Annotated in this window: 28 protein-coding genes; 19 read left to right on the top strand and 9 right to left on the bottom strand. The window is 37.0% G+C overall.

The genetic code is table 11. The annotated features are described in order from the left end of the window. Position 1 precedes the first annotated feature (1 nt). The 4 genes from fabD (at position 2) to M899_RS17360 (ending at position 3315) form a co-directional block, all read left to right on the top strand. Complete coding sequence (gene fabD / locus M899_RS01525) at positions 2–952, top strand: ACP S-malonyltransferase (RefSeq protein WP_021269599.1); 951 nt, start codon at positions 2–4, stop codon at positions 950–952. Further along, complete coding sequence (gene fabG / locus M899_RS01520; RefSeq protein ID WP_021269514.1) at positions 952–1716, top strand: 3-oxoacyl-ACP reductase FabG; 765 nt, start codon at positions 952–954, stop codon at positions 1714–1716. Before fabD ends, fabG begins: the two co-directional genes overlap by 1 nt. Before the next feature lie 42 nt (positions 1717–1758). Further along, entirely contained in the window at positions 1759–1983 is a 225-nt protein-coding gene (gene acpP, locus M899_RS01515) for an acyl carrier protein (RefSeq protein WP_021269506.1), read from the top strand. A 426-nt stretch (positions 1984–2409) separates the two neighbouring features. Then, complete coding sequence (locus M899_RS17360; protein ID WP_021269509.1) at positions 2410–3315, top strand: adenylyltransferase/cytidyltransferase family protein; 906 nt, start codon at positions 2410–2412, stop codon at positions 3313–3315. Here the strand turns inward: M899_RS17360 and M899_RS01500 are convergent. After that, entirely contained in the window at positions 3295–4728 is a 1434-nt protein-coding gene (locus M899_RS01500) for a hypothetical protein (RefSeq protein ID WP_021269572.1), read from the bottom strand. The genes M899_RS17360 and M899_RS01500 overlap by 21 nt on opposite strands. A 7-nt stretch (positions 4729–4735) precedes the next feature. Beyond that, positions 4736–5602: a LysR family transcriptional regulator gene (locus M899_RS01495; RefSeq protein WP_021269577.1), complete on the bottom strand. Its 867-nt coding sequence runs from the start codon at positions 5600–5602 to the stop codon at positions 4736–4738. A 115-nt stretch (positions 5603–5717) separates the two neighbouring features. Between M899_RS01495 and M899_RS01490 the strand changes: the two genes are divergently transcribed. Beyond that, positions 5718–5942, top strand: coding sequence for a hypothetical protein (locus M899_RS01490; protein WP_021269513.1), 225 nt, complete (start codon positions 5718–5720; stop codon positions 5940–5942). Here the strand turns inward: M899_RS01490 and M899_RS01485 are convergent, their stop codons facing one another. After that, positions 5943–6611 carry a class I SAM-dependent methyltransferase gene (locus M899_RS01485; protein ID WP_021269624.1) on the bottom strand — a complete coding sequence of 223 codons (669 nt, stop codon included), beginning with the start codon at positions 6609–6611 and terminating at the stop codon, positions 5943–5945. A 338-nt stretch (positions 6612–6949) separates the two neighbouring features. Here M899_RS01485 and fabF point away from each other — a divergent pair, with 338 nt between their 5' ends. Genes fabF through M899_RS17355 form a run of 3 tightly spaced genes read left to right on the top strand, consistent with a single transcriptional unit; the run spans position 6950 to position 10076 of the window. Continuing rightward, positions 6950–8206 (top strand): beta-ketoacyl-ACP synthase II, encoded by a 1257-nt coding sequence (gene fabF, locus M899_RS01480; RefSeq protein WP_021269528.1) that lies wholly within the window; start codon positions 6950–6952, stop codon positions 8204–8206. Positions 8207–8214: 8 nt separating this feature from the next. Then, a complete protein-coding gene (glyA, locus tag M899_RS01475; protein ID WP_021269614.1) occupies positions 8215–9465 on the top strand; it encodes a serine hydroxymethyltransferase in 1251 nt (416 codons plus the stop codon). A gap of 44 nt (positions 9466–9509) precedes the next feature. Further along, positions 9510–10076 carry a GNAT family N-acetyltransferase gene (locus M899_RS17355; RefSeq protein WP_021269617.1) on the top strand — a complete coding sequence of 189 codons (567 nt, stop codon included), beginning with the start codon at positions 9510–9512 and terminating at the stop codon, positions 10074–10076. Between the two features lie 175 nt (positions 10077–10251). Here M899_RS17355 and M899_RS01465 read toward each other — a convergent pair whose 3' ends face one another. Next, positions 10252–10902 (bottom strand): methyltransferase, encoded by a 651-nt coding sequence (locus M899_RS01465; RefSeq protein ID WP_021269553.1) that lies wholly within the window; start codon positions 10900–10902, stop codon positions 10252–10254. A gap of 122 nt (positions 10903–11024) precedes the next feature. On the opposite strand from M899_RS01465, the gene M899_RS01460 reads away from it, so the two are divergent. The 7 genes from M899_RS01460 to M899_RS01430 all read left to right on the top strand — a co-directional run bounded on the left by M899_RS01460 (position 11025) and on the right by M899_RS01430 (position 16783). Continuing rightward, the gene (locus M899_RS01460) at positions 11025–11549 is read left to right on the top strand and encodes a Tll0287-like domain-containing protein (RefSeq protein WP_021269535.1); all 525 of its coding nucleotides are present in this window, start codon (positions 11025–11027) and stop codon (positions 11547–11549) included. 30 nt (positions 11550–11579) lie between these two features. After that, the gene (locus M899_RS01455) at positions 11580–12458 is read left to right on the top strand and encodes an alpha/beta hydrolase (protein WP_021269622.1); all 879 of its coding nucleotides are present in this window, start codon (positions 11580–11582) and stop codon (positions 12456–12458) included. A gap of 116 nt (positions 12459–12574) precedes the next feature. Next, positions 12575–13075, top strand: coding sequence for a transcriptional regulator NrdR (gene nrdR, locus M899_RS01450; protein ID WP_034727263.1), 501 nt, complete (start codon positions 12575–12577; stop codon positions 13073–13075). Then, positions 13056–13529 (top strand): transcription antitermination factor NusB, encoded by a 474-nt coding sequence (nusB, locus tag M899_RS17350; protein ID WP_052610292.1) that lies wholly within the window; start codon positions 13056–13058, stop codon positions 13527–13529. The genes nrdR and nusB overlap by 20 nt, the downstream gene beginning before the upstream one ends. Continuing rightward, a complete protein-coding gene (locus M899_RS01440) occupies positions 13529–13909 on the top strand; it encodes a hypothetical protein (RefSeq protein WP_021269578.1) in 381 nt (126 codons plus the stop codon). The genes nusB and M899_RS01440 overlap by 1 nt, the downstream gene beginning before the upstream one ends. Before the next feature lie 134 nt (positions 13910–14043). Further along, the gene (locus tag M899_RS01435; protein WP_021269505.1) at positions 14044–15390 is read left to right on the top strand and encodes a metallophosphoesterase; all 1347 of its coding nucleotides are present in this window, start codon (positions 14044–14046) and stop codon (positions 15388–15390) included. A gap of 31 nt (positions 15391–15421) precedes the next feature. Then, entirely contained in the window at positions 15422–16783 is a 1362-nt protein-coding gene (locus M899_RS01430) for a short-chain fatty acid transporter (RefSeq protein ID WP_021269522.1), read from the top strand. A gap of 29 nt (positions 16784–16812) precedes the next feature. Here M899_RS01430 and M899_RS01425 read toward each other — a convergent pair whose 3' ends face one another. The 4 genes from M899_RS01425 to M899_RS01410 are packed head-to-tail and all read right to left on the bottom strand — an operon-like array spanning position 16813 to position 18959. Beyond that, positions 16813–17607, bottom strand: a complete 795-nt coding sequence (locus tag M899_RS01425) for a class I SAM-dependent methyltransferase (RefSeq protein WP_021269579.1) — start codon at positions 17605–17607, stop codon at positions 16813–16815. An 8-nt stretch (positions 17608–17615) separates the two neighbouring features. Beyond that, positions 17616–17996, bottom strand: coding sequence for a hypothetical protein (locus tag M899_RS01420; protein ID WP_021269540.1), 381 nt, complete (start codon positions 17994–17996; stop codon positions 17616–17618). Between the two features lie 8 nt (positions 17997–18004). Then, positions 18005–18487, bottom strand: coding sequence for a transcription elongation factor GreB (gene greB / locus M899_RS01415; RefSeq protein WP_021269603.1), 483 nt, complete (start codon positions 18485–18487; stop codon positions 18005–18007). Then, the gene (locus M899_RS01410; protein ID WP_021269558.1) at positions 18474–18959 is read right to left on the bottom strand and encodes a low molecular weight protein-tyrosine-phosphatase; all 486 of its coding nucleotides are present in this window, start codon (positions 18957–18959) and stop codon (positions 18474–18476) included. Before M899_RS01410 ends, greB begins: the two co-directional genes overlap by 14 nt. Positions 18960–19032: 73 nt before the next feature. Here M899_RS01410 and def point away from each other — a divergent pair, with 73 nt between their 5' ends. From def to M899_RS01395, 3 genes are all read left to right on the top strand, one after another. Beyond that, a complete protein-coding gene (def, locus tag M899_RS01405; protein ID WP_021269630.1) occupies positions 19033–19590 on the top strand; it encodes a peptide deformylase in 558 nt (185 codons plus the stop codon). Beyond that, positions 19583–20272 carry a tRNA (N6-threonylcarbamoyladenosine(37)-N6)-methyltransferase TrmO gene (tsaA, locus tag M899_RS01400; protein ID WP_021269582.1) on the top strand — a complete coding sequence of 230 codons (690 nt, stop codon included), beginning with the start codon at positions 19583–19585 and terminating at the stop codon, positions 20270–20272. The genes def and tsaA overlap by 8 nt, the downstream gene beginning before the upstream one ends. A gap of 94 nt (positions 20273–20366) precedes the next feature. Beyond that, positions 20367–21275 (top strand): fatty acid desaturase, encoded by a 909-nt coding sequence (locus M899_RS01395; protein ID WP_021269627.1) that lies wholly within the window; start codon positions 20367–20369, stop codon positions 21273–21275. Here the strand turns inward: M899_RS01395 and M899_RS01390 are convergent. Beyond that, positions 21272–22669: a cytochrome P450 gene (locus tag M899_RS01390; protein ID WP_021269521.1), complete on the bottom strand. Its 1398-nt coding sequence runs from the start codon at positions 22667–22669 to the stop codon at positions 21272–21274. The two genes, M899_RS01395 and M899_RS01390, sit on opposite strands and share 4 nt — an antisense overlap. A gap of 9 nt (positions 22670–22678) precedes the next feature. On the opposite strand from M899_RS01390, the gene M899_RS01385 reads away from it, so the two are divergent. Beyond that, entirely contained in the window at positions 22679–23512 is an 834-nt protein-coding gene (locus tag M899_RS01385) for an alpha/beta fold hydrolase (RefSeq protein ID WP_021269637.1), read from the top strand. The last annotated feature ends 26 nt before the right edge of the window (positions 23513–23538 follow it).

The raw sequence follows: 23538 nt of genomic DNA, 5'->3' as shown, positions 1-23538 counted from the left end.
AATGGTAACATCAGTAACACTTCTCTTCCCAGGACAAGGTTCACAATACGTTGGAATGGGAAAGGCCCTTGAAGGTCATAGTTCATATGAGCTTTTCTCAAAAGCTAATGAAGTTTTAGGCTACAACCTTTCGCAAATGATGTTTGAAGGACCAGATGAAAGTCTAAAGCTAACTGAGAATACTCAACCAGCTATTCTTTCTCATTCAGTTGCTCTATTTACTAAATTGAATGAACTTCTAGCATCAAAAAATATTAAAATTGATCGCGTTCTTGGCCACTCAGTTGGTGAATACGCAGCTCTTGTTTCAACTGGTGCAATCTCTTTTGAAGATGCTGTAAAAGCAGTTCACCTAAGAGGTAAATACATGCAAGAAGCCGTACCTGCGGGTAAAGGTAAAATGTATGCTGTTTTAAAAGTATCAGAAGAGATGATTAGAAAAGCTTGTGAAGCCGCTTCAAACGAAGAAGGCCAAGTTATGCCAGCAAACTTCAACGATCCAGAGCAAATTGTCATCTCTGGTGAGGCGGCAGCATGTGATCGTGCTGTTGAGTGGTTAAATAATAATATGAGTGATCCTTTTAGAGCTGTTGAACTTAATGTTTCTGCTCCATTTCACTCAAGCCTAATGAAACCTGCGGCCGAAAAATTAAATGCAGAATTTAATAATTTTGCATTTAAAGAAAATAATATCCCTTACATTGCCAATATTGATGCTAAGGAATATCCAGCAGGAACAAGCGCTGAGACAATTAAAGAAAATCTTTATAAGCAAGTTGACGGCAGTGTTCTATGGACACAAAGTTTCAAGTCTCTTCCAGACAATACACTTTGTATTGAAGTTGGTCCGGGTAGAGTTCTTATGGGACTTGCGAGAAAAATCAACCGTAACATCAAAGTTATCTCTCTTGATAAAGAAGGGGCCTTTGAAGAACTTCAGGAGCTTTTATAATGCAAGTTACTTATTCTGATTTAAAAAATAAAATTGTTCTTGTTACTGGTGCTACTCGTGGAATTGGGAAAGAAATTGTAAAAAATCTTGCATCTCAAGGCGCCCACGTTGTTTTCAATTACAGAGAAGGCAAAGAAGCTGTAGCTGAAGAATTGAAAAAAGAACTTATGGCCCTTGGTGCTGCAAATGCAACAGGTCTTATGTTTGATGTTTCAAATGGTGAGCAAATTAAAACTGCGATCGATTCATTCTCAAAGGATTTTGGACCGATTTCAGGGCTAGTAAACAATGCAGGAATTTCAAAAGATACTTTAATCCTAAGACTTAAAGAATCTGATATTCAAGAAATCTTAGATACAAATCTTAAGGGTGCTATCCTTGTTGCTCAGGCCCTTTCTCGTGGCTTCCTAAGAGCTGAAAACGTTTCTATTGTAAACGTAAGCTCAGTAGTAGGACTTATGGGAAATGCTTCTCAAGTTGCTTATGCTGCCTCGAAAGCTGGTCTTCTAGGATTTACTAAATCAATGGCAAAAGAACTTGCTTCTAAGAACGTTAGATGCAATGCAATATGCCCGGGATTTATTGCCACTGATATGACTGATGCACTAGACGAAAAGGTAAAAGAAGTTTATCTATCTCAAATCCCGTTGACTCGTTTTGGTTCAGCGAATGAGGTCGCAAATCTAACTTCATTCTTGTTAAGTCAGGCCTCTGCGTATATAACTGGTGAAATCATAAAAATTGACGGTGGACTTTATATTTAATTAAACTCGATATAATTTTTGAATCTTTTAAGGAGAGAGAAAATGGAAGAAAAAGTAATTAAACTTGTATCTGATGCAACTAAAATTGATATCGCTAAGATCAAGCCTGAAACAAGCTTCGTAGACGATCTAAACCTAGACTCACTAGACATCGTTGAGCTTATGATGAAAATGGAAGACGAATTTGGTGTTGAAATCCCTGAGGAAGACGCTGAAGGTCTTAAGACTGTAAACGACGTAGTTGCTTACATCGAAAAGAAACAATAATTAAAGCATCATAAAATGAAAGAAGGCCTGGTTTTTACCAGGCCTTTTTTTTTGGGGGGATGGGGGAAATTTTTTGAACTTTTGATGAAAGAAGCGATTGATTCAGTCGTTAAAATTCATAACAGACAGTACTCATTTTGGGGGGGAAGTATTTTAGTACTTCAATCGCTTCCAATTTTTCGAAACTCGATTGGGGGGTGAGAAGCTCTTTGGGGGGATTCGAGTTCTCATCTCGTTTCGATGGACCCAATATAAATTAAAAAATGACGCTACAAATCAACAATATCTTACAATTTTGACCCGTAAAAACGCTAAAAATCAATAAAATGAAGTTAAACACCTGAAATAACTACACGTTAGTGACATTTTTATAGTATTGGACCAATTTTCCAATACAATCACACAAACCTGCACACGGAGAATTTTGTGAATTTTATCAAGACTTTTATGTTCTTGATTTGCTTGCTTGTAGGATCATTCACATTAGCAAGCGACTATAACCTTATTAGCGACATCAAACGCGATAAGAAAGTGGCCTTCTACCCTGGCTCGTTTGACCCACCCCACAGATCACACTTACAAACTATTAAAGAGCTTATTGAAGATTACGGTTTCGACAAAGTAGTCGTTTCAGTAAATACGAAAGGACCTAAAAATTATTTGGCCTCAATAAAAGATCGCATGGACATGATTCGTGCCATGACTGCACTCTACGGTGACAAGGTAGAAGTTACTTACGAACCAACGGGTGGCAAATCACCTCTTTGGAAATCTCTTCAGAAAAAGTTTAATGACATCGTCTTTCGTGTTGGCGGCGCTGATCGCTGGGAAATTTATACGGAAGAAGAAAAAAATGATTACTCTAAAAATTGGATTATCATGCCAAGACCTGAACTCACAGAAGACGAAGAGTTTAAGCGCCAACCAAATCTTTATATCTTCAAAAGAAAAGATTATGGGCAAGGTGTTTCGTCTAGTGAGCTAAGGGCAAAGCTAGCGGGCCAAAATTGGCCTGTCGATGATATGAATCCGGCCATCCTTGATATCATCAAACAACGATCACTTTATCATTACAATGGTTCATTGAATGCTTATGAAAAAGATTGGTTTGAATTTGTGAGCCAAAATAATCTTTCAGATCTAGAAATGCCTGAAGTTAAAAAATTACAAACTCCTCGCGCTTGGAGAGAGCACTTTGTAAGAATGAGTGTCGTTTGGCTTAATATGGACGATGAAACGGCCACGGCATTTTGGAATAAGAACGCACTTTACATAGAAAATGGAACGAAGAAGCCTACTTGTGTTCAGCTTCTAGGACATTATTTCTTTTAATAAAGATTTGTCATTATCAAGAGATTGGAACAACTTCATTTTGAAGTTTCCTTTCTTATTCACTAGGTGCTGACACATTTTATCAATAGCAATAATACTCAAAATTGTTTGAATATATCCATCAATGAGATCGTCAGTACCGATTCCAAGTGAGTTAAAATCTTTTCTATCCATCAACATCAATCTGCTTGTATCCGATGACCATTCATTTTCAGCAAGCTTCACAGAAAGATTTGTTCCCAATACATCCCAACTCGATTCAACTTCTTTCAAGTCTGACTTTAAACCCTCTTTTGCTCTTCTGGCATAGATGGCACATGGATAAAAACCATCTGGTGATGAGTAGACCATCATTCTTAAATCGGCAACGTAGATCTGGCCTCTTTTATTGGGGATCGTTCCAATGTGGAAATACTTCGCACCATCAGTTTTGGAACTCCAATCATAATGACCGATTAAACTTTGAACAATGAATTGATCATAGGCATAATCTTCGGCCATAAAGGCATCTAGTTCTTTTTGAGAAGTGATTGTATAAACACCTTGCCCAGCATTCGAGTAAGGATTTTTAATTACGGCATAGCCACCGAAGCGTTGAATCCAAAGTGGAATCTCCCCTTTACTGACATCACGAATTGTCTGGGGCATGTTGATTTTAAGACCCGAGCTTGAAATTTCTGAATTAAAAAATTCATAGGCCTTATTGGCGACAAGTTTATTTCTTCCCCCTGATAGACATACCAGAGTAGAGTTATAGATAAATGTTTTCGTATCAATTGGAATTCTATTCCAAGGCTTTTGTGTCACATAACGAAGGGCCGCTCTAATAGGCACTTCCCCACGCCCTGGAACATTGGCGTAAAGAATGCCATCTCTAAATTCAGCAGCTCTTTTTTCATTGTTAAAAAACGGCACAAGAAATACTTCTTCTTGTAAACTGTCCGCTAAAGTTGCAGCATATCCTGAAACTTCCATATAGTTCTTATCATAAATAACTGCAATTCCACCTTCTGGAAGTCTTCTTTTTTTAAGCTCAGGAATAAATGAATTCTCTACGAGAAATTTATATCCGCGGTGCTCATCAGCATCCGTTCTCTCAGGCATGGATTTTTGTCCAGAAGGACATGAGTTCGTTTCAAGAACGACCATTCTTCTATTACCCGCTTCTGTTGTTACATAGAATAAATCCGAGCCCCCCCAAAAGAAGTGCTTACACTTATACTTTAATATTTCTCTTAGAAATTCGGGGTCAACTTGTGGATGTAAATGGGAGTAGCGTTTGATGATTCGTTCGTGGTCGAGGTTGAAAAAATGGCTAACCATCGCATGGAGTTGAGTATTAAGCGCTTTAGGATAAAAATGATTTTGCTGATCAAATTTATTTGGCTCGATAATTTCTACTTTATGCTTCACTTCAACCTCAGTCTAAGCTTTTTAAAAGATCAAGTGCCTGACCTTTGTAGTTGTTTTTAATAATACCCCAGACAGAAGTTTGCAATTCTTTTAATTCACCAAGGATAATGACATCCTTATTTTTACAAATTCTATTCTTTGCGACTTCTGGAACAACCGTGAAGGCCATCCCCTTTTCTGTCATCATCTGTAATAATTCTATATCGTCAGCTTCGCCAATAACTTTTGGGGCAATTGCGTGTTTCGTGAAAAATAATTCAAGTTCCGAGCGAATTGATGAGGAATTTGAGTAACTAAAAAAAGGAATTTCATTTAATGAACTTGGAAACCCTTTTTTATGCTTAAGGAATTTTTTATGGGCGACAGCGAAGGTCTTATTTACTCCCACCCTATAGGCATTGGTTGTAGAGGGAAGGAGATCTTTACTATCAGTAAAGACAATGTCCAATTTACCTTCTTCAAGGTCGGCCAACAAATAGTGCCTCTCACCTTCTTGAACTTTAATTGTCACATCATTGTTGTTAAATAGGGGCAACAATTTTTCATAGACAAAAAATGGGCTCATGGAAAGACTTATACCAATATCAAGTGTCTGCTTTGGTAGATGAAACTTTCCTCTTAATTGAGCTGTCGCCTCATTGCCAAGTGAGAAAATTTTCTCTGCATATTCGAGTGCCAGTTTCCCTTCTTGATTGAGAATAAGACTGCGATTTCTTCTATCGAATAACTTGCATTGAAAAAAATCTTCTAAGAGTTTTAATTGATCACTAATTGTTGGTTGCGAAACGTGAAGTTTCTCTGAGGCCTCTTTTATGGAACCAAGCTTGGCCACAACATAAAAATAATAAAGATGGTTGTAATTTAATCTTTCCATATATCACTTAATTTTTTCCTATCTTTCTTAAGAGATAAAACGATTTTACCTAAATATAAACAAGATTGAAAATGAATTGTCATCAGTGACATCATCTTCTTTTAAGGAGTTTTAGATGAAAGTTCTATTGTTTGCTGCGCTATGTACTCTAGCACCGAATATGGCCATGGCCATGAGTTGTAAGAAAGGACAAAACGTTATTTCTTGTTCAAATGTACAAGGAAAACAAAGAGAAAGTTTCTGTTGGAAAGGACAACCTAAGGCCCAAAAACTTGAGAAAATTTGTAAGTCTCAAGCGAAAGTAAAGAAGAATAAAAAGGCCACAAAAACTAAGGCCTAATTAAATCTTGCGAAGGATGGCACGGTAAACAGGAAGCAAAACAACCGTGTCATCTTTAGTCACTTTTTCAATTTCAATTTTATCTATTCTTTGTTCAAAAACGTCATCATACATTTTTGATATGTAATCGACTTGGTAAGGTTGTAGACCAACAAGCCTTAACTCTCCACCAACTTTTAAAACGCGAACCATCTCTTCAAGGCCTTTAATAAAAACATCGCGATCAGCAATATTATTGAAAAGCATAGAGGCCACGATAAGATCTAGACTGCGATTAGGATAAGGAATATTAGTAAATGATCCGCGAATAAGATGGTCATAATATTTACTATTGAACTCTGACATCTTTTTTCCCGTGAAGCTCTCCACAGGGTAATGATTCATGTGATACCAAAGATCGAGGGCCTTCGCTTCTACTCCATGACGTAAAAAGCGATCGAGTAATGAGCCAAAGCCTTCTCCGAGAGAGAGGACTTGAGATTCATTTTTTTTAAGAAATGAAAGTTTCGCATTATCGAGTTCGAGCACTTTAAAAATTTCTTCACCCGAATACAGATATCCTTCACCCGTTACAAGAACGTCGTTAACAAAGACACCAAGTCCCATTCCTCCCCTATAGGCTTCATCTTGTCGATGAACGCGAACAACGGGTTCGTTAAAAGTATCCAAAGTTGAAAAGCAACCCTTATTGGAATACCACGAAGCAGGGCTTCTCATGCTATGCAACGAAGAGCATGAAACGGAGAAAATTAAGATTAGAACAAGATAAAGCGCTTTCACCTGCTCTATATCGGTAAAAAGAATCGAAAACTCAACGCTTTTTCTCAGTTTAAAGAAGAAAATTCACTAATAATTTCTTAACGTTACCCCTTTTTGGTCAAAGTTCTTTCACTAGCTTATTTTCGCCAAAAAATATACCCCTCTCACTGTTGCCAATAAGCGAATTTTACAGTGAAATCACTGTAATTTTTTATTTAATTGGCAATGCGATTAAAGGCGGAGGACCTATGAAATTAAGAAGAGTCGCCATCACTGGGATGGGATCAGTTTGTGCTCTTGGAAAAGACTTGAATGAAGTTTGGAATAACATCAAAGAAGGAAAACCAGGAATTTCAACTGTAACAGACACGCCTTTAGATGAGGCCCTTGCAATTAAAATTGCAGGTGAAGTTAAAGACTTTAAATTATCAAATGATATTCTAGATGAAAAAGAACACGCTCGTTACGATCGCTTCATTCACTTTGCTCTTCACGCAGCAGATGAAGCTCTTAAAAATTCTGGATTAAAAGGCAACACTGTTTACGATGCAGAAAGAATTGGTGCCATCCTTGGTGTTGGTATCGGTGGTTTTCCAGAGATCGAGAGAACTTCTAGAAACTTTTTTGAAAAAGGGCCAAGAAGAATTGGACCATTTTTCATTCCGGGAATTATCCCAAATATGACTTCAGGTCTTCTAAGTATCAATTACGGACTAAAAGGTCTTAACTACTCTATCTCATCTGCTTGTGCTTCAGCAGCTCACGCAATCTCTGCAGCATCATTTGAAATCATGATGGGTAGACAAGATGCAATGGTAACTGGTGGTGCGGAAGCCGTAATCAGCAACCTTGGTCTTGGTGGATTTATTTCTATGCGCGCTCTTTCTAAGAGACAAGATGAGCCTCATAGAGCTTCACGCCCCTTTGATAAAGACAGAGATGGATTTGTCATGGGAGAAGGCGCTGGTATTTTAATTCTTGAAGATCTAGAAAAAGCTAAAGCTCGTGGGGCAACAATTTACGCAGAAGTTGTTGGTCACGGAGCAACTTCTGATGCTTACCACATCTCTGCTCCACACCCTGAAGGTGAAGGTGCAATGAGATGTATGAAGATGGCACTTGAAAATGCAGGTATTAATGCAACAGATATTGGTTACATCAACGCACACGGAACTTCGACTCCACTAGGTGATGCCGGTGAAACAAATGCTATAAAGAAAACTTTTGGTGAGCACGCTTATAAGCTAGCAGTAAGCTCAACAAAATCTATGACAGGTCACCTTCTTGGTGCGGCCGGTGGTATTGAGACTATTTTCTGTGCAATGGCATTGCACGAAGGTATCTTACCTCCTACAATCAACCTAGATAACCCAGATGAAGCATGTGATCTAGACTATGTCGCTCACAAAGCAAGAACTCAACAAGTTGAGTACGCTCTGAACAACTCATTTGGATTTGGTTCAACAAATGCTTCTCTTGTACTGAAAAGATACACAGGGAACTAGGAGAAAGAATGTTTCACAAAGACGCTGTAAAACTTGAAACGATGGACCCTCAAATTGCCGAACTTATCGGCAAAGAATGGGGACGCCAAGAAGAAGGCCTAGAGCTCATTGCTTCTGAAAACTATACGTCAAAAGCAGTTATGCAAGCTCAGGGTTCCGTTCTTACAAATAAATATGCCGAAGGTCTTCCTAAGAAGAGATATTACGGTGGATGTGAATTCGTTGATACAGTAGAGCAACTTGCAATTGATCGCGTATGCGAACTTTTCGGAGCTAAGTTTGCAAACGTTCAACCTCACTCTGGTTCACAAGCAAATATGGGAACATATTTTTCGTTAATCGAACCAGGTGACACAGTTATGGGAATGAACCTTGCTGAAGGTGGACACCTTACTCACGGCTCTCCTGTAAACTTCTCTGGTAGACTATACAAAGTTGTTTCTTACGGACTAGACCCTGTAACTGAAATGATTGATTACAACAATGTTCGTGAAGTCGCGCTAAAAGAAAAACCAAAAATGATTATTGCTGGTGCATCCGCTTATTCAAGAACAATTGATTTCAAAAAATTTAGAGAAATTGCTGACGAAGTTGGTGCTTACCTAGTTGTAGACATGGCCCACATTGCTGGTCTTGTGGCCGCAGGTCTTCACCCTTCTCCAGTTCCTCATGCTCACGCTGTAACTTCTACAACTCACAAGACTCTTAGAGGTCCAAGAGGTGGAATCGTTCTGACTAACGATGAAGAGCTTGCTAAGAAAATCAACTTCAATATCTTCCCAGGTATTCAAGGTGGTCCACTTGAGCACGTCATTGCGGCCAAAGCTGTAGCTTTTAAAGAAGCATTAGATCCACAATACAAAGTTTACCAACAACAAGTTATCAACAATGCAAAAGCACTAGCAAGTGCTCTACAAGCAGAAGGAGTTGATCTTGTTTCTGGTGGAACAGATAACCACCTTATTCTTGTTAAGACTGACTCTGTTGGCCTTACGGGGAAAGTGGCCGAACAAACTCTTGAGAAAGCAGGAATCACTTGTAATAAAAACATGATTCCAAATGATAAGAGATCTCCTTTTATCACTTCAGGTATTCGCCTTGGTACACCTGCGATTACAACTCGTGGTCTAAAAGAAGAGCACATGAATCTTCTTGCGGGTTGGATTGTTAAGGCGCTAAGAAATAGTGAAGATGAAACTATTCTTAAATCTGTTCGCTCTGAAGTGTTCAAACTTTGTAAAGACTATCCCGTTTATTAATACAAAGGAGGTTTTCGAACCTCCTTTTTTTTTGAGTTTTATTGATGACAAATTTTACAATTAGACATCTAGAGCGAGATGATTTTTTTAAGCTCTACAATGAACATAGAGCTACTGTATTTGAAAATGATCATAGTTACTTTTTAAGAGATGTCCTCTCGCAACAAGAGAAAGACCATATCGCCGAACTTAGAAAAAATCTTGGTAACGAATACTATCTTTATATTGCGGCCTTCGATGAAAAAGATAATTTTGTTGGTTGGTCATGGGGCTTCCAAGAAAATGCCACAACTTTCTATATGTGTAATTCGGCCGTTCTTCCTGAATATAGAAGAAAAGGTCTTTACTCAAAAATATTGGATAATGCGATTTCAACACTTAAAGACAAAGGCTTTCAAGTTATCTACTCAAGGCATTGTGCAACCAATAACTCAGTTATCATTCCAAAACTCAAGGCCGGATTTACAATTTCTAAAATGGAATTAGATGATATTTTTGGTGTGCTCATTCATCTTATCTATTACACAAATCAAACACGTCGAAAAATAATTGATTACAGAAGTGGTCAATTGGCGCCTGATGATGAAGTGAAAAAGATTTTGAAGATATAAAAAAAGGCCCTCAATATGGGCCTTCTTATTATTTTCTATTGCTGTTTCTGATCATTTTTCTTTTTTTAGCAATTCTTTTACAGTGAAGTTTGTTCTTTGTTCTCTTTCTAGCTGCCATTGTATACTCCTTGAAAATTATTAAGCCATTATAGTCATGTCGAGCTAATAAGAAAAGCTAAACTACCGCCGTCTTAGCGATCTCTACGACATTTGTACCCCTTACATTATCGATAATTCGCACACTTGCCCTATTTTTAACAATTTCCACGACCTCTTCGACCAAAGTTCTGCCATGATGCTTGCCATCTCTAATGAGAACAAAAGCACGACCATTTTCATTTAGCATATATAAAATTGATTCAATTAAGACTTCGAAAGAGCTGTCCATAAAGAATCGACATCGATTTTTAAACTCGCTTGGTGAATACAATCCTTCACCTTGAAAAAAGTACGGAGGGTTCGAAAGAATAAAATCATAACGAGATTTAAAAGCAGGTTCAGACATGGCCTTTTCATAATTCATCAGATGAAGATTCAAATTCTTTTTATTATCAAAAAGTTTTTTTGCATTCTTTTGAAAGTGCTCAATATAAATCTCTTGCACCTCCATAAAGTCCACGTGATAAACTTCATCTTCATAAATCGCAAGTTCAAGACCAATCACCCCACAGCCACTACATAAATCGAGAAATTTCTTATTTTTTAGCTCTGATTGTGACTTTAAAAGTTCAGCAACTTTTTGGGCCAAGAAAACCGAATCCAATGAGAATCTGTACTCATTGGGTTGAGAATAATGAAATGTATAGCGTGTGTTAACTTCACTCATGCCCTATCAGTAGCGGGTTTTGCGCTAAAAATAAAGACACTCTATGGCGATGGCAGCTTTTGTTGACCAAGATCAAGGCCCCTAAATGCTCTTTGTCGTATAATAGAAAAAATGAGGTGTTTATGCATAAACTATTGATTTTCCCATTGATAATTCTATCTTTACCGACCTTTTCTTTCGATCAAAAAGAAGCTCAGACCCTAGCGAGCAATTTGAAAAAGAATCTGCTTTCAAATGTAAAAGAGGCCATGGGAAAGGGTGGACCCACGAATGCCATCGGTTTTTGCAATACCAATGCTATGGCCCTAACTGATAAAGAGAGTACTAAAAACTATTCTCTCTCTCGTACATCTTTAAAAGTGAGAAACTCAAATAATACTCCTACTATAGAGCTTAAAAGCTATCTCAATGAGTTTGCTAAAAGTAGTGCAGACCAACCTATGCCCGATAAAGTTGTGACTTTGAAATCAGGAAAAAGGGCCCTTCTCTCACCGCTTTACATGCAACCGGCCTGCCTCGTTTGTCATGGTGAAAAGATAGCGGCCCCAGTAAGTAAATTATTGAAAGAACTCTATCCCAATGACGCGGCCACGGGCTACAAAGCAAAGGAATTTAGAGGGTTTGTCGTCGTATCTGAAAATGAATAAATAAAATTCTCATGTTCCCGATAAGGGAGCATGAGATTTATATTAATTGCTCTCACATTTCTCATTCATTCAAAGATCATGGCCAATGATCTTTACAGCACCAATAATCACAATGGTAAAAGTTGCGATTATCTTTCAATTGAATTGAAAAAGCTCTTTAGAAAAAATACGAAAAATCCCATTTTATTCTTTGTTCACGGAAGAGGGAAACATCCTGAGAAAGGTTTAGATTACTTACCTGAATTTGAACAAAGGTATGGATTAGATATTTTAATGTTTCATTGGGATTCATGGATCAATGCCGTTTCCAGACCTGAACAAAATGCCATCGATGCGGCATCTCGTCTGGCCCATTGCTTCGAAGAAATTCAAGAGTTCAAAGATGAGTATCCTTCTCTATTTAAAAAACGACCAGTTCATTTTATGGCCCACTCAATGGGAAATATTGTCTTCAAATCTCTTATCGAAAATCATCAATTTGAAGCAAAAAAATTTCTCTTTGAAAGTGTCACTCTAAATGCTTCAGATGTTCCTTATGATGAACATAAAAAATGGATTGAAAAAATTAAACTTGCTCCAAATATTTATATTACTTTCAACAGTAATGATGCCGTATTAATTGGATCGAAATTCATCGATTACAAAGATGGTGATTTTTTCTCTGGTAGAAGACTCGGCCGATCAAATACCTCACAGATTGATCGACGAGAGTTAGCAAAGAACGCTTATTATCTCGACTTTTCTCAACTCACTTTTGGTGGTCACCAACATTTTTTAGATGATGGTAAAAATTCAAAAGCTCCTTTAACGAGTATTTTTCAAGATATATTCCATGGTGCACAATCCTTCCAAGCTGAATTTTCAAGAAATTCAAAAAATGGAATCCTTGAATTTACTAAGAAAAAATAACTCGAACTTCTTTCAAACCAATAAATTTCTTATAGTTACATAACCAGACTTCCTGTTTTTCCCTTGCCTTATGACGTTCCAGTAGGTAAAAAACCTGTTAGTTCCAAGGAATTTTTATGCACTGTCCTAGTTGTAATGCTGCTGATACAAAAGTAATCGACTCTCGTCTTCTCTTAGAAGGCCAGTGCATTCGTAGGCGTAGAAAATGCTTAAGCTGTGACAGTAGGTTCACGACGTATGAACAATTGCAAATTCAAATGCCTGAAGTTGCAAAAAACGATGGACGCCGTGAAAACTATAACCGCGAAAAAATTCTTAAAGGTCTAAAGAAGGCCTGTCAAAAAAGACCGATAACGACTAAACAAATTAATGAACTTATTGATTCTGTCGAAAGAGAGATAGTGAATAAGTATGCAGACGAAGTCCCTTCGGATGTTATCGGACTACTAACAATGAGTAAGCTCTATGAGCTTGATCCTGTTTCTTATGTACGATTTGCATCGTTTTATTGGAACTTCAAAGACATCGAAACATTTATTAAAAGTTTACAAAAAGATATAGCAGCAATTCAAACATGTGAAGAAAGAGGATGTGACCGTGACCAGCTTCAGCAATAAATCAGTAGCAAGAACTTATGCTTTTAAATTTCTATACAAGCTACAAATGAACGAGTTTTCAGATCTTCGTGATCTTCTTCACTCAAATATCGAAGCATTCAAAACAACTCTTGAAGAATTTGATACAAGCTATATTGAAAGAGACAAAGAGCACCCAGAGAATGATCTTACTCCAAACATTAAAAACTTTGGAACAGGTCTAATTCAAGGTGCAATTGAAAAACTTCCAGAGCTAAAAGATAAAATTGCTCCTTTTTTAAATAAGAGAACTTTCACAACTCTTGAGAAAGTTGATGCTACAATTCTTCTTCTTGCAGTTTATGAAATGACTTATATGACTCAAACTCCAAAGAATGTTGTTATCAACGAAGCTGTTGAAATGGCGAAAAAGTTTGGTGGGGCAGAGAGTTCGAAATTTATTAATGCCGTTTTGGATAAAATAAGCAAAAACTAATGACTGAACTTTATTCAAAACTTCAATTTCAATTAACACCCGATCTAGCAGGACTTATCTGGATTACAGATGAAAAACTGCTCGATCGCCCGAATGGGTTTAATGAACTTGATTATTTCTTCGATGGACTGCTCACACAATTTGCGGCCCAACCAGAAGTACCATCTTTTAAGACAACTTTCTTTTCTACAGAATCTTTTGGAAACGACTTCTCGCTAACTCACCTTCAGCCAGGTGAGGAGAAAATTGAAAAAGACCTCGAAAATATCATGGGCCTTCTTCATAAAAAAGATGCGCTAAACAGGCCTGTTGCTGTCCTTAATTTAAGCTCTAAGCAACTTAAATTAAAAGATAATCGCTTCCAGATCCTAGATATCTAAATTCAACTTAAATTATTGAAATATCTGACCGATAAGCTCTTGTGCGCTTTCTATATCTCTTTTGCCTATTATTACTCTTAAGTTGCTCCCTTAATCAAAAAGGGCGCACTCCTAGTTCCATAAAAAATGATCATTTGAAAATTGGTGTCGTAGGCGACCTCGAGGGAAATTACGATCTTTTGGAAGATTTTATCAATCAAGGTGATACTTTATATTTTGAAAATTCACAGGTTCAACTGAGAGAAGATGCTCGATTTATATTTCTGGGAGATGCTACTGATCGTGGACCTGGTTCAATGAGGATTTTAGATACTCTCAATGATTTGAAAAAAAGATATCCTGATCGAGTCACTCTACTTGTTGGAAATAGAGAAATTAATAAACTAAAAATTCTAAGCTATATTTTCAATGCTAAAACTAAAAAAGTTCCTTCCATCGTTATTCCTTGGTACAAAAAAATTATCAAAGAAGATATTGGACTTGATATAGATGATTTTACATATGAAGAGTTTCAAAGTTTTGTCACTCCTATAGATAACGATGTGATTCGTCTCAAGGCCTTTCTTGCGGGCATGAATGCTGCGGAGGCCTTTGGTCACCGCAGGCGAGAATTGGAAGAATTTAATCCTGGTAAAACTTTTAGTGATAAAGACGTCTATCTCAGCTTCCTCGATGATTTTGGTCCTAATGGGAGAATGCGTGTCTATTTAGAAAATGCTGAAATCGGTGCCATTTATGATGGAAATATTTTTGTTCATGGTGCAATCACAAGTGAAAACTTCGGTCATATTCCGAAACAAGAATTGCGAGAGTTTGATACGTCTAAATGGGTTCTAAAGTTAAACAATTGGCTAAATAATGAAGTCAACGCTTGGTTTGAAGGAGACTATAACCGCAATGATCTCTTTGACTATCATGCTCCTGCTTATGGAAAGAAAACAAATCCAAAGAGTGTTATCTATGGCCGCTTCTCTTCAGATTCTGGAAACCCTAAAGCTCCTTCAAATAATTTAATAAAAAAACTCAGACAAGATGGAATACATCGCATTGTCGTTGGCCACACCCCGACAGGAGATTACCCTATTATTTTGCGTAAGAATGAATTTGAAGTTCTGCTGGCCGATAGCTCCTACAGTACAATCAGAGGTGCTCCAAGAATTATTATAGAAAATGAAAATGTACTTGTTGAGACTTACATGCCCAACGGAAAATTACTTAAGATAAACTCAACTCCTCTTGATCACAGTAATCCTCTTGGAGTAGTGACTGCTGATAATGCAAGAGTCATTGGAAAAATCGAAGACAGTAATGATTATCTCGTTATGAAAATCAAAAAGAAGTCCAACCAATTCTCTACCCATTATGAAAGAGTGAATGTGAAAGAGTTATCTGCAAAAGTAAAAAAAGAAAATAATGGATGCTTTTATTTACTTTCACTTTTTAACAGATTTCGCACTTCTATTTACAACGAAGGCTTTTAATTTCACAATATAATAAACAAGGATGTTTATTATGAGTAAAAAGCAAAAAAGTATTTTTGATCGAATGATACGTTTCTCAGTTCGTATTGTTAATGAGTTTCTTCCTGACCCTTTTATCTTCTGTGCCCTTTTAACATTTATAGTTTTCCTAAGCGCACCTCCCGTTACTGGAATGACACCAATAGATGCTATCACAGGCTGGTATTCTGGCTTTTGGAACCTTTTAGCTTTTTCAATGCAAATGGTTCTGGTCTTAGTTTTAGGACACGCTATGGCCAATTCTGGACCGTTCTCGGTTCTTCTAGCAAAAATGGCCAGCACTCTTAAAACTCCTGCACAATCTATTATTGCAGTTTCCTTCATTTCACTTATCGCTTCTTGGTTTAACTGGGGATTTGGTCTTGTTATTGGGGCCATCTTCGCAAAAGAGATTGCGAAGAAAGTAAAGGGTGTTGATTATCGCCTTCTCATCGCCTCTGCTTATACAGGATTTCTTGTATGGCACGGTGGTTTATCTGGCTCTATACCTTTGACAATTGCCACAGAAGGCAATCTTGCAAAAATTACTCAAAATACAATCACTGGAACTATTGATGTCGCCGAAACTTTATTTTCAATGCAAAATATTGTGATTCTCATTATTCTTCTTTTTACAGTTCCTCTTCTAAATTGTTTCATGCATCCAAAGGAAGTAGATACTGTTGTAGTAGATCCAGAACTTTTGAAAGAACACACTCCAAAGATGAACACAACAAATACATGGGCCGACAGAATGGAAAACAGTAAGCTGATTTCTGGTTTTCTCGCTCTTATGGGCCTTGTTTTCATTGGACAATATTTCTACACAAAAGGACTTGATCTCAATTTAAATATCGTAAATTTCATTTTTCTTTTTATTGGAATCATTTTGCATAAGACTCCAAAGAATTATATTCAGGCAATTAGAAATGCAGTTGTAAGCTCAAGCGGAATTATTCTGCAATTTCCTTTCTATGCAGGGATCATGGGTATCATGGTTGCAAAAGGGCCAGAAGGTATTTCACTTGCTGGAGCACTTTCAAATTTCTTTGTGAGTATTTCTACTCCTCAAACTTTTCCATTCTTCACTTTTTTAAGTGCAGGTATTGTAAATTTCTTTGTTCCTTCAGGAGGAGGTCAATGGGCCGTTCAAGCGCCAATTATGTTACCTGCTGCAAAAGAGCTCGGTGTATCAGTAGCAAAAACCTCTATGGCCATTTCATGGGGTGATGCTTGGACAAATATGATCCAACCATTCTGGGCGCTTCCAGCTCTAGGTATTGCTGGTTTAGGAGCTAGGGATATTATGGGTTACTGCTTAATAATTCTCGTCTATTCAGGTGTTGTCATTTCAGCAGCAATGCTAGTTCTATAAAAAAAGGCCAGTTTAAAACTGGCCTTTTTTTATTTTACTGCACAAAGATAAGTTACCCACGATTCGCAATTTTCCGCTTCAGAAGTACGGAAGAACTCTCCGTTTCCACCGCCTTCACCGTCTTCTCCCTCCCAGTAGGTAATTACTTGAGAGAAGCCAGCTTCTTCCATAATGTCGCGAATTTCACCAATAGACCACATTCTCCAGTCATAAGTGAATACATTTTCGTACTTCACTCCATTGTCATGCTTTTTAAAGTGAATATGATAAAGAACTTCTTCTGTAATAGGATTATACTTATCACAATCCCAGTAGTAAGTATGATCATCATGCTCAGTTTCTTCCACTAATTCTTCTCGGGCCTCAGTGCCACCGAAAATATCAACAAAGAAACAACCTTCTTCATTGAGACCTTTACGAACTTTTTTGAAATAGTTCACAAGATCAGCTCTTTTCTTAAAAATAAAATATGAAAAGTTGAATGCACAAATAACATCGGCCTTAAACCCATGACTATCAAGAACATTACCTTCAACATACTTCATTCTTTTTTGTTCTTCTTCATTTAATCTTGAATAGTGATTTTCAATTCCGTAAGCAATTGGCTCACTATCTAAATCAATGGCCCAAGCTTTGTGGTTTTTTGATTGTTTTACCCAATCACAGGCCATTGCCCCAGTGCCACCGAAATCTTCTCTGAATGTAAGAGGAATTCTTTTATAAACTTTCTTGAATTCTCTCGATACAAATTCAATATCAACTTCATGATTTTGTACTGAACCTTCGTACAATCTGTACTTGTCACTGATTGATAATTTTGGCATAGGAACTCCTAGTATTCTTCGTATGATTTGACTTCTTTGACGGCCGATCCAAACTTTTGATTTATGTCGTTTTTCACAGCGAATCTTTGGTCATTTGTAATATAAACAAGGCGAGCAAGTTCAATGAACTGTTCATCAAATTGTTTGCTTCGCTCTTTTTCTCGGATATCATCCTCTATTTTCCACAAACGGGAGTTAATTTCAACCAGCTTTTCCAAATAATTGTCGATTTCGGACAATGATAACGAAATTAAAATTTCACTGAGAAGTTTTTCCTCACGAAACACTGCTTCTAACTTTATTTTGTCGGCTATATTTACTTTCTTAATTCTTAGAATTGATATTTTGTCGACTAATTCTCCCAATGACACTGGACAAGAAACTTCCATAAACCTTCCTAGTATATTTCTTTATATTTTATATCTAAAATTTCTAATTCCACTTCTCCAACCGGCGTATCAATATCAACACTATCGCCTACACTCTTTCCAAGAAGACCTCTTGCAATGGGAGATTTCCAACTAATTAGGCCTTTAGGCGTATTCGTTTCATCTTCGCCAACAATGCAGTAAGTCTTTTGCCGTCCCTCTTCATCCTCCACTAAAACCGTGGCACCGAATTGAACCTTTAATGATTTAATAGACTCCGGATCTACAACATTGGCCGCATCAATACGCTTAGAAAGAAAACGCAATCGACGGTCGATTTCACGCAATTTCTTCTTTCCATAAAGATAATCAGCGTTCTCTGAGCGATCCCCTAAAGAGGCCGCCCAAGTAACGATACGCGTGGCCTCAGGTCTTTCAACTTTTAAAAGTTGTTCTTGTTCATCAACTAGCTTTTTAAAGCCTTTTGGAGTGATATAATTATTTCTCTCCACAGAGTCCTGCTTTTTTCAAATGTTCGAGAAGTCCAATTGATCCATCTTGAACAATATCTAAAACTTCTTCAAAACCCTCGGCTCCACCAAAGTAAGGATCTGGAACATCTTTGCCAGAGAAAAAACGACAAAAGTGACTAAAGAGGTACACTTTATTTTTAAAATTCTTTTCGGGATCTAGTTTCATGACGTTTGTGTAATTACTTTGATCCATGCAAAGTATGTAATCAAATTTTTCAAAATCTTCTTTTACAAATTGCCTCGCCCTTGACGTTAAATCAAGGCCTCGTTTTAGAGCATGTTCTCGCATCCTTGGATCAGCAAGCTCCCCCGTATGATAGGCAGAAGTTCCGGCCGAATCAATATTAAGACCATCGACATTCTGCCTTTGAACTAAATCAATAAACGCCCCCTCTGCTGCAGGAGAGCGACAAATATTACCGAGACAGACAAAAAGAATATTTACTGACATATTATTTCCAACTAAAAAATGATATATAATTAGGCTATCAAGTAATTAAATATTTGGCGACTAAGGAGTCGAAATGAGCATACAAAAAGTAATAAGAATGGGTCATCCTCTACTTCGCCAAACTGCACAAACTCTAACAAAAGAAGAAATTCTGGCCGAGAGTACGCAAAAGCTTGTCCAAGATATGCTTGATACTATGGAAGAAGAACAGGGTATTGGTATTGCGGCACCACAAATAGGAGTTAGCAAGCAAGTTGCCTTAATTGGTATTCCTGAGGAAAGCGCACGCTATCCTCAAACGGAAAGTTCTCCACTTATCGTTGTAATTAATCCGGTTATTACTGTACTTGATGAAACCCAACAAGGATTTTGGGAAGGGTGTCTTTCTGTTCCTGGATTGCGAGGCTTCGTCCAAAGACCAAGAAAAGTACAAATTGATTACTTAGACCTTAATGCTCAAGCGCAAACAATTATCGCAGAAGATTTTTTAGCGACAGTCTTTCAACATGAGCTCGATCACCTCTTCGGGAAATTATATGTTGATCGTATTACCGATCTATCGAAGCTAAGCTATATGGAAGAATTTGTTCAATTTTGGGCAGAAAATCCAGAAGCTTATAAAAATGATTAACGTCAAGGCCATTGCATACGTTCAATCACCCTTCAAAGAAAAGTTTGGAATTCCAAGACAGGCAGGATTAACTCCTAGTGTTCCTGCTATTCTTATTTTTGAAAAAGAGTATTCCGATCTTGATGCTTTCAGAGAATTAGAAGGCTTCTCCCATATTTGGGTGACTTTTTATTTTCATAAATTTAATTACGATCATTTTCAAAGTGTCGTAAGACCACCTAGGCTTGGCGGAAATGAAAAAATTGGTGTTTTTGCAACACGCTCACCCAATAGACCAAATGCTTTAGGACTATCTAAAGTCAAAATTCAAAAAATTGAAAAATCTGGAAACAAAGTTCACTTGCACGTCTTTGGACTCGACGCTTTAGATGGCACTCCAATATTAGATATACGTCCATTTATCGAAGAAGATAGTGAACATAGTGCGAGCTTTGGCTGGACTAAAAGACAAATTAAAAATGAATGCTATGATGTCTCTTTTTCACAAGATGCCCTATTAGAAATTGAGGCCTCTAATATTCCTAATCTTAAAAATCAGATCATTGAAGTTCTAAGGCTCGATCCATCTCCTCAATACAAAGAAACCCCTTCAGAGAGCTTTGGAATGAACTTCTATCACTTTAATATCAAGTGGATAAAGACCGCACACAATATACATGTGACCCAACTTGAGATACGTTAAAGGTGCCCTAGAAATAATTTCAACCTCAATACTTTTTCTCTATGAATCGTGATAACAGTTTATAAACACAACACAGAGACAGGATCTAAAATTAATGAAAGCTTCGGCCATATTTACACAGATAAATAGGGATCGCTACGACTTATTAAAAAGATATGTAGGTGATCTTTTATTAACCATACTGATGACCTTCTTTTTTTATCAGTACTCTCCTTTAACTGAATTTAGCTCTATTTCAACATCTCTTTTTTTATTACCTTTTGCCATAATCTTTGGACTGACACTATCTTCCCTACTTCATAATTCATCTCATGATAATATTAAATCAAACCTACTCAACAGAGTTGTTGGGATTTTTTGTGGAGCTTGGGTTCTCTATGGACATGCAAACTTCGTGATGATTCATTCTCTACACCATAAATATTCTGATAAAGAATTTGATCCTGTAAATCCAAAAGGAATGACATTTTTAGTCTTTGTATCCGCTCCAATGAGATACATGATTCAAACTGCTAAAAAATACTTATTTCATATTCACGGAAAAAATAAAGATTATGAAACGATCATGCTAATGCAAACAATTGTTTTTCATCTTAATCTTATCGCTAAACTTGCGATGTGGTACACGTTTTTTGGCAAAACACTATTTTTCTTGTTCTATCTCGTATCACTTCTTACAAACTATATGATCTTCGCTCATATTAATTATGCCTGCCATAGAGATAATGCTGACGGTTCGGTTGAAGTCGTAAACCTCGATCATAATCTCTTTTACAAAGTTGCGAACTTCTTCACTATGGGTGGCTACTACCACAAAAGCCATCACATTAATTTGAGTATTTTTAATCCAAAAAAATATAACAATAAAAGACTACTAAGCCCACTTATTACAGTGGAAGGAAGTTCAGATACGTATGAAGAATTTAAAATGAATAATTCTTCAAACAAAGTATTATCTTACTTTGACCTTGCAGGAATTTGGGGGCATAAAAAAGAGATTTAACTTCTCAATGTTAATCTAACAGGCATACCATCAAGTGGCTTCAAGCTAACTGAGGCCACAGCTTCTGGTAAGTCCTTCTGGATAAGTTCTACATTATACCTTTTGAATAAATGAAAGAGAATAATCGACATTTCCACCATTGCAAAAGTTTCAGCGACACAACGTCTTGGACCTCTTGAAAATGGCAGAGACTTATAAGTGCGATCATTTTCACCATTTGTAAATCGCTCAGGATCAAAATCTAAGGGCCTATCCCAAAACTCTTCACTTCTTTGCATAACAAAAATTGGAATAACCACATTGGTATTTTTAGGGATATGATAGTCACCAATTTGATCTTCACCATTTGCTTTTCGAGAAAGAACAGGAAAAGCAGGATAAAGTCTCATCCCTTCTTTTATAATGGCCTGCAGATATGTCATTTTCTCGAAAATTTCATTGGATTTAATATCGTCAAACAGATCGATTTCCTGTTGAAGCCTTCTTTGAACTGTTGTGTTTTTTGCAAGAAGACCAATAATCCAAGTTAATGAATGGGCCGAAGTTTCATGACCTGCCAACATTAAAGTTAGCGCCTCATCGCGCAGCTCTGTTTGAGAAAATCGATGCCCTGTTTCTTCATCATGGGCATGAACAAGTCTTTGCAAAATACTACGTTCATCTGGATTACTAGGATTATTCTTTTCATCATTAATGATATTAAGAACAATCTCATTCATTGAATTGAAATGCTGATGAAATTCACGATGAGTTTTTGTCGGCAACCAATAAGGAAGTGGAAAAAATTTAAAGATTCTTTCGTAAGTAACAATCGATGTAAAATGAACTGCTTTATTAACGATAGAGGCATTTTTCTCATCTAAATTTGCACCCAAAAGAGTTTGAGCAGCAATATTAAATGTCAAAAATTTCATCTGTTCACAAATATCTGTTGTCCAAGTTTTATTTTCAAACCTGCTAAGCCAATTTTCAAAGAGATTAAGAGTTAATTGTTCAAATTTAGGACAAAAACTATCAACGGCATTTTTCGTGAACACTTTAGAAATGATCGATCGACTTTTTTTCCAAGACTCGTGGTCATTATTTGTAGCAAGCCCATTTCCAACAACAGCTCTCAACTCTTCTATTTGCTCTCCCTTTATGTAATTCTTGCTACTTTCAACTAGAACCTTTTTCGCAAAAGATGGAGAATAAATGATTATTGAATTCATTGGCCATGGAAAACTAGCAATATGACCGTAGTCTCTGTAGACTCTTGTAAAAGCTCCTAGAATATTATTTTGAAAGAGCTTCACATAATTGAAAAAAAGCAAACCTCTAGGTCCAGGAATATGAGATAGATTCACATGAACTAGGGCCTTCGAAAATGGTGATCGTTTGTTTTTATTTGCCATAAGGTTTCTATGATTAATACTAAACGAATAGAACTTAAAAAACAAAATTTAATCATGTGTGTAAAAGAAATTGGACAACCAAATGATAGACCCATTCTTTTACTTCACGGCTTTCCAGAAAGTTCAAATGAGTGGGAATCCTTCGCCCTTGATCTTGCTAAAGATGGTCATTATATAATTATCCCCGACCTAAGAGGTTTTGGAGACTCATCAGATAACTCATCTCTTTCTATGTACACCCTCCACTCTCTCGCTAAAGATATCATCGAACTACTTAATGTAAGTGGATTAAAGAATGTTCAACTTGTAGGTCATGACTGGGGAGGAGTTCTTGCATGGTATTTGAATGATCATTATCCGCAATCGCTTAATGGACTCATTACGATTAGTGCTCCTCATTATCAAATTTTTCACAATGAGCTTACTCATAATCCCGCGCAACTTCTAAAGAGCTTTTATATCTTCTTGGCCCAGCTCCCTCTTATTCCCGAGTTTATTTTTAAAAGAACTCAGTTTAAATTTATCAAGAAGCTCTTAAAAAATAGTGGCCATCCAAATACTTCAAACTTTGATCTTATATGGTCAAAAAATATAACATCAATGCTCAACTGGTATCGGGCCCTTAGATTTTATAAAAAGACGGCGATCAGTAAAAACCTAACAGCGAGTCCTTGTATCATCTATGGGGACAGTGATCCTTTTTTTACACCAGGTTTGAGTGAGAAAGCACTGATCTACTACCCCCATGCTCGAATTCATAAGCTCAAGGATTGTGGTCATTGGCCTCACCATGAGCAGGGAGATATTTTACTTCAGTTAATAAAAGAGCACATATCTAGCTGATTTTAGGAACTTCATCGATAATTCAT

It is taken from the genome of Bacteriovorax sp. BSW11_IV (genome assembly GCF_000447755.1).
Lineage (GTDB): Bacteria > Bdellovibrionota > Bacteriovoracia > Bacteriovoracales > Bacteriovoracaceae > BSW11-IV.
The sequence above is the reverse complement of the archived record's forward strand: the minus strand, read 5'-3'. Positions and strand labels throughout refer to the sequence as shown.

Bases quoted from the DNA above. Each gene is read 5' to 3' on its own strand.
- fabD (WP_021269599.1), top strand. From the start codon at position 2: ATGGTAACATCAGTAACACTTCTCTTCCCAGGACAAGGTTCACAATAC.
- fabG (WP_021269514.1), top strand. From the start codon at position 952: ATGCAAGTTACTTATTCTGATTTAAAAAATAAAATTGTTCTTGTTACT.
- acpP (WP_021269506.1), top strand. From the start codon at position 1,759: ATGGAAGAAAAAGTAATTAAACTTGTATCTGATGCAACTAAAATTGAT.
- M899_RS01495 (WP_021269577.1), bottom strand. From the start codon at position 5,602: ATGGAAAGATTAAATTACAACCATCTTTATTATTTTTATGTTGTGGCC.
- M899_RS01490 (WP_021269513.1), top strand. From the start codon at position 5,718: ATGAAAGTTCTATTGTTTGCTGCGCTATGTACTCTAGCACCGAATATG.
- fabF (WP_021269528.1), top strand. From the start codon at position 6,950: ATGAAATTAAGAAGAGTCGCCATCACTGGGATGGGATCAGTTTGTGCT.
- glyA (WP_021269614.1), top strand. From the start codon at position 8,215: ATGTTTCACAAAGACGCTGTAAAACTTGAAACGATGGACCCTCAAATT.
- M899_RS17355 (WP_021269617.1), top strand. From the start codon at position 9,510: ATGACAAATTTTACAATTAGACATCTAGAGCGAGATGATTTTTTTAAG.
- M899_RS01465 (WP_021269553.1), bottom strand. From the start codon at position 10,902: ATGAGTGAAGTTAACACACGCTATACATTTCATTATTCTCAACCCAAT.
- M899_RS01460 (WP_021269535.1), top strand. From the start codon at position 11,025: ATGCATAAACTATTGATTTTCCCATTGATAATTCTATCTTTACCGACC.
- M899_RS01455 (WP_021269622.1), top strand. From the start codon at position 11,580: ATGAGATTTATATTAATTGCTCTCACATTTCTCATTCATTCAAAGATC.
- nrdR (WP_034727263.1), top strand. From the start codon at position 12,575: ATGCACTGTCCTAGTTGTAATGCTGCTGATACAAAAGTAATCGACTCT.
- M899_RS01440 (WP_021269578.1), top strand. From the start codon at position 13,529: ATGACTGAACTTTATTCAAAACTTCAATTTCAATTAACACCCGATCTA.
- M899_RS01430 (WP_021269522.1), top strand. From the start codon at position 15,422: ATGAGTAAAAAGCAAAAAAGTATTTTTGATCGAATGATACGTTTCTCA.
- M899_RS01425 (WP_021269579.1), bottom strand. From the start codon at position 17,607: ATGCCAAAATTATCAATCAGTGACAAGTACAGATTGTACGAAGGTTCA.
- M899_RS01420 (WP_021269540.1), bottom strand. From the start codon at position 17,996: ATGGAAGTTTCTTGTCCAGTGTCATTGGGAGAATTAGTCGACAAAATA.
- M899_RS01410 (WP_021269558.1), bottom strand. From the start codon at position 18,959: ATGTCAGTAAATATTCTTTTTGTCTGTCTCGGTAATATTTGTCGCTCT.
- def (WP_021269630.1), top strand. From the start codon at position 19,033: ATGAGCATACAAAAAGTAATAAGAATGGGTCATCCTCTACTTCGCCAA.
- tsaA (WP_021269582.1), top strand. From the start codon at position 19,583: ATGATTAACGTCAAGGCCATTGCATACGTTCAATCACCCTTCAAAGAA.
- M899_RS01395 (WP_021269627.1), top strand. From the start codon at position 20,367: ATGAAAGCTTCGGCCATATTTACACAGATAAATAGGGATCGCTACGAC.
- M899_RS01390 (WP_021269521.1), bottom strand. From the start codon at position 22,669: ATGGCAAATAAAAACAAACGATCACCATTTTCGAAGGCCCTAGTTCAT.
- M899_RS01385 (WP_021269637.1), top strand. From the start codon at position 22,679: ATGATTAATACTAAACGAATAGAACTTAAAAAACAAAATTTAATCATG.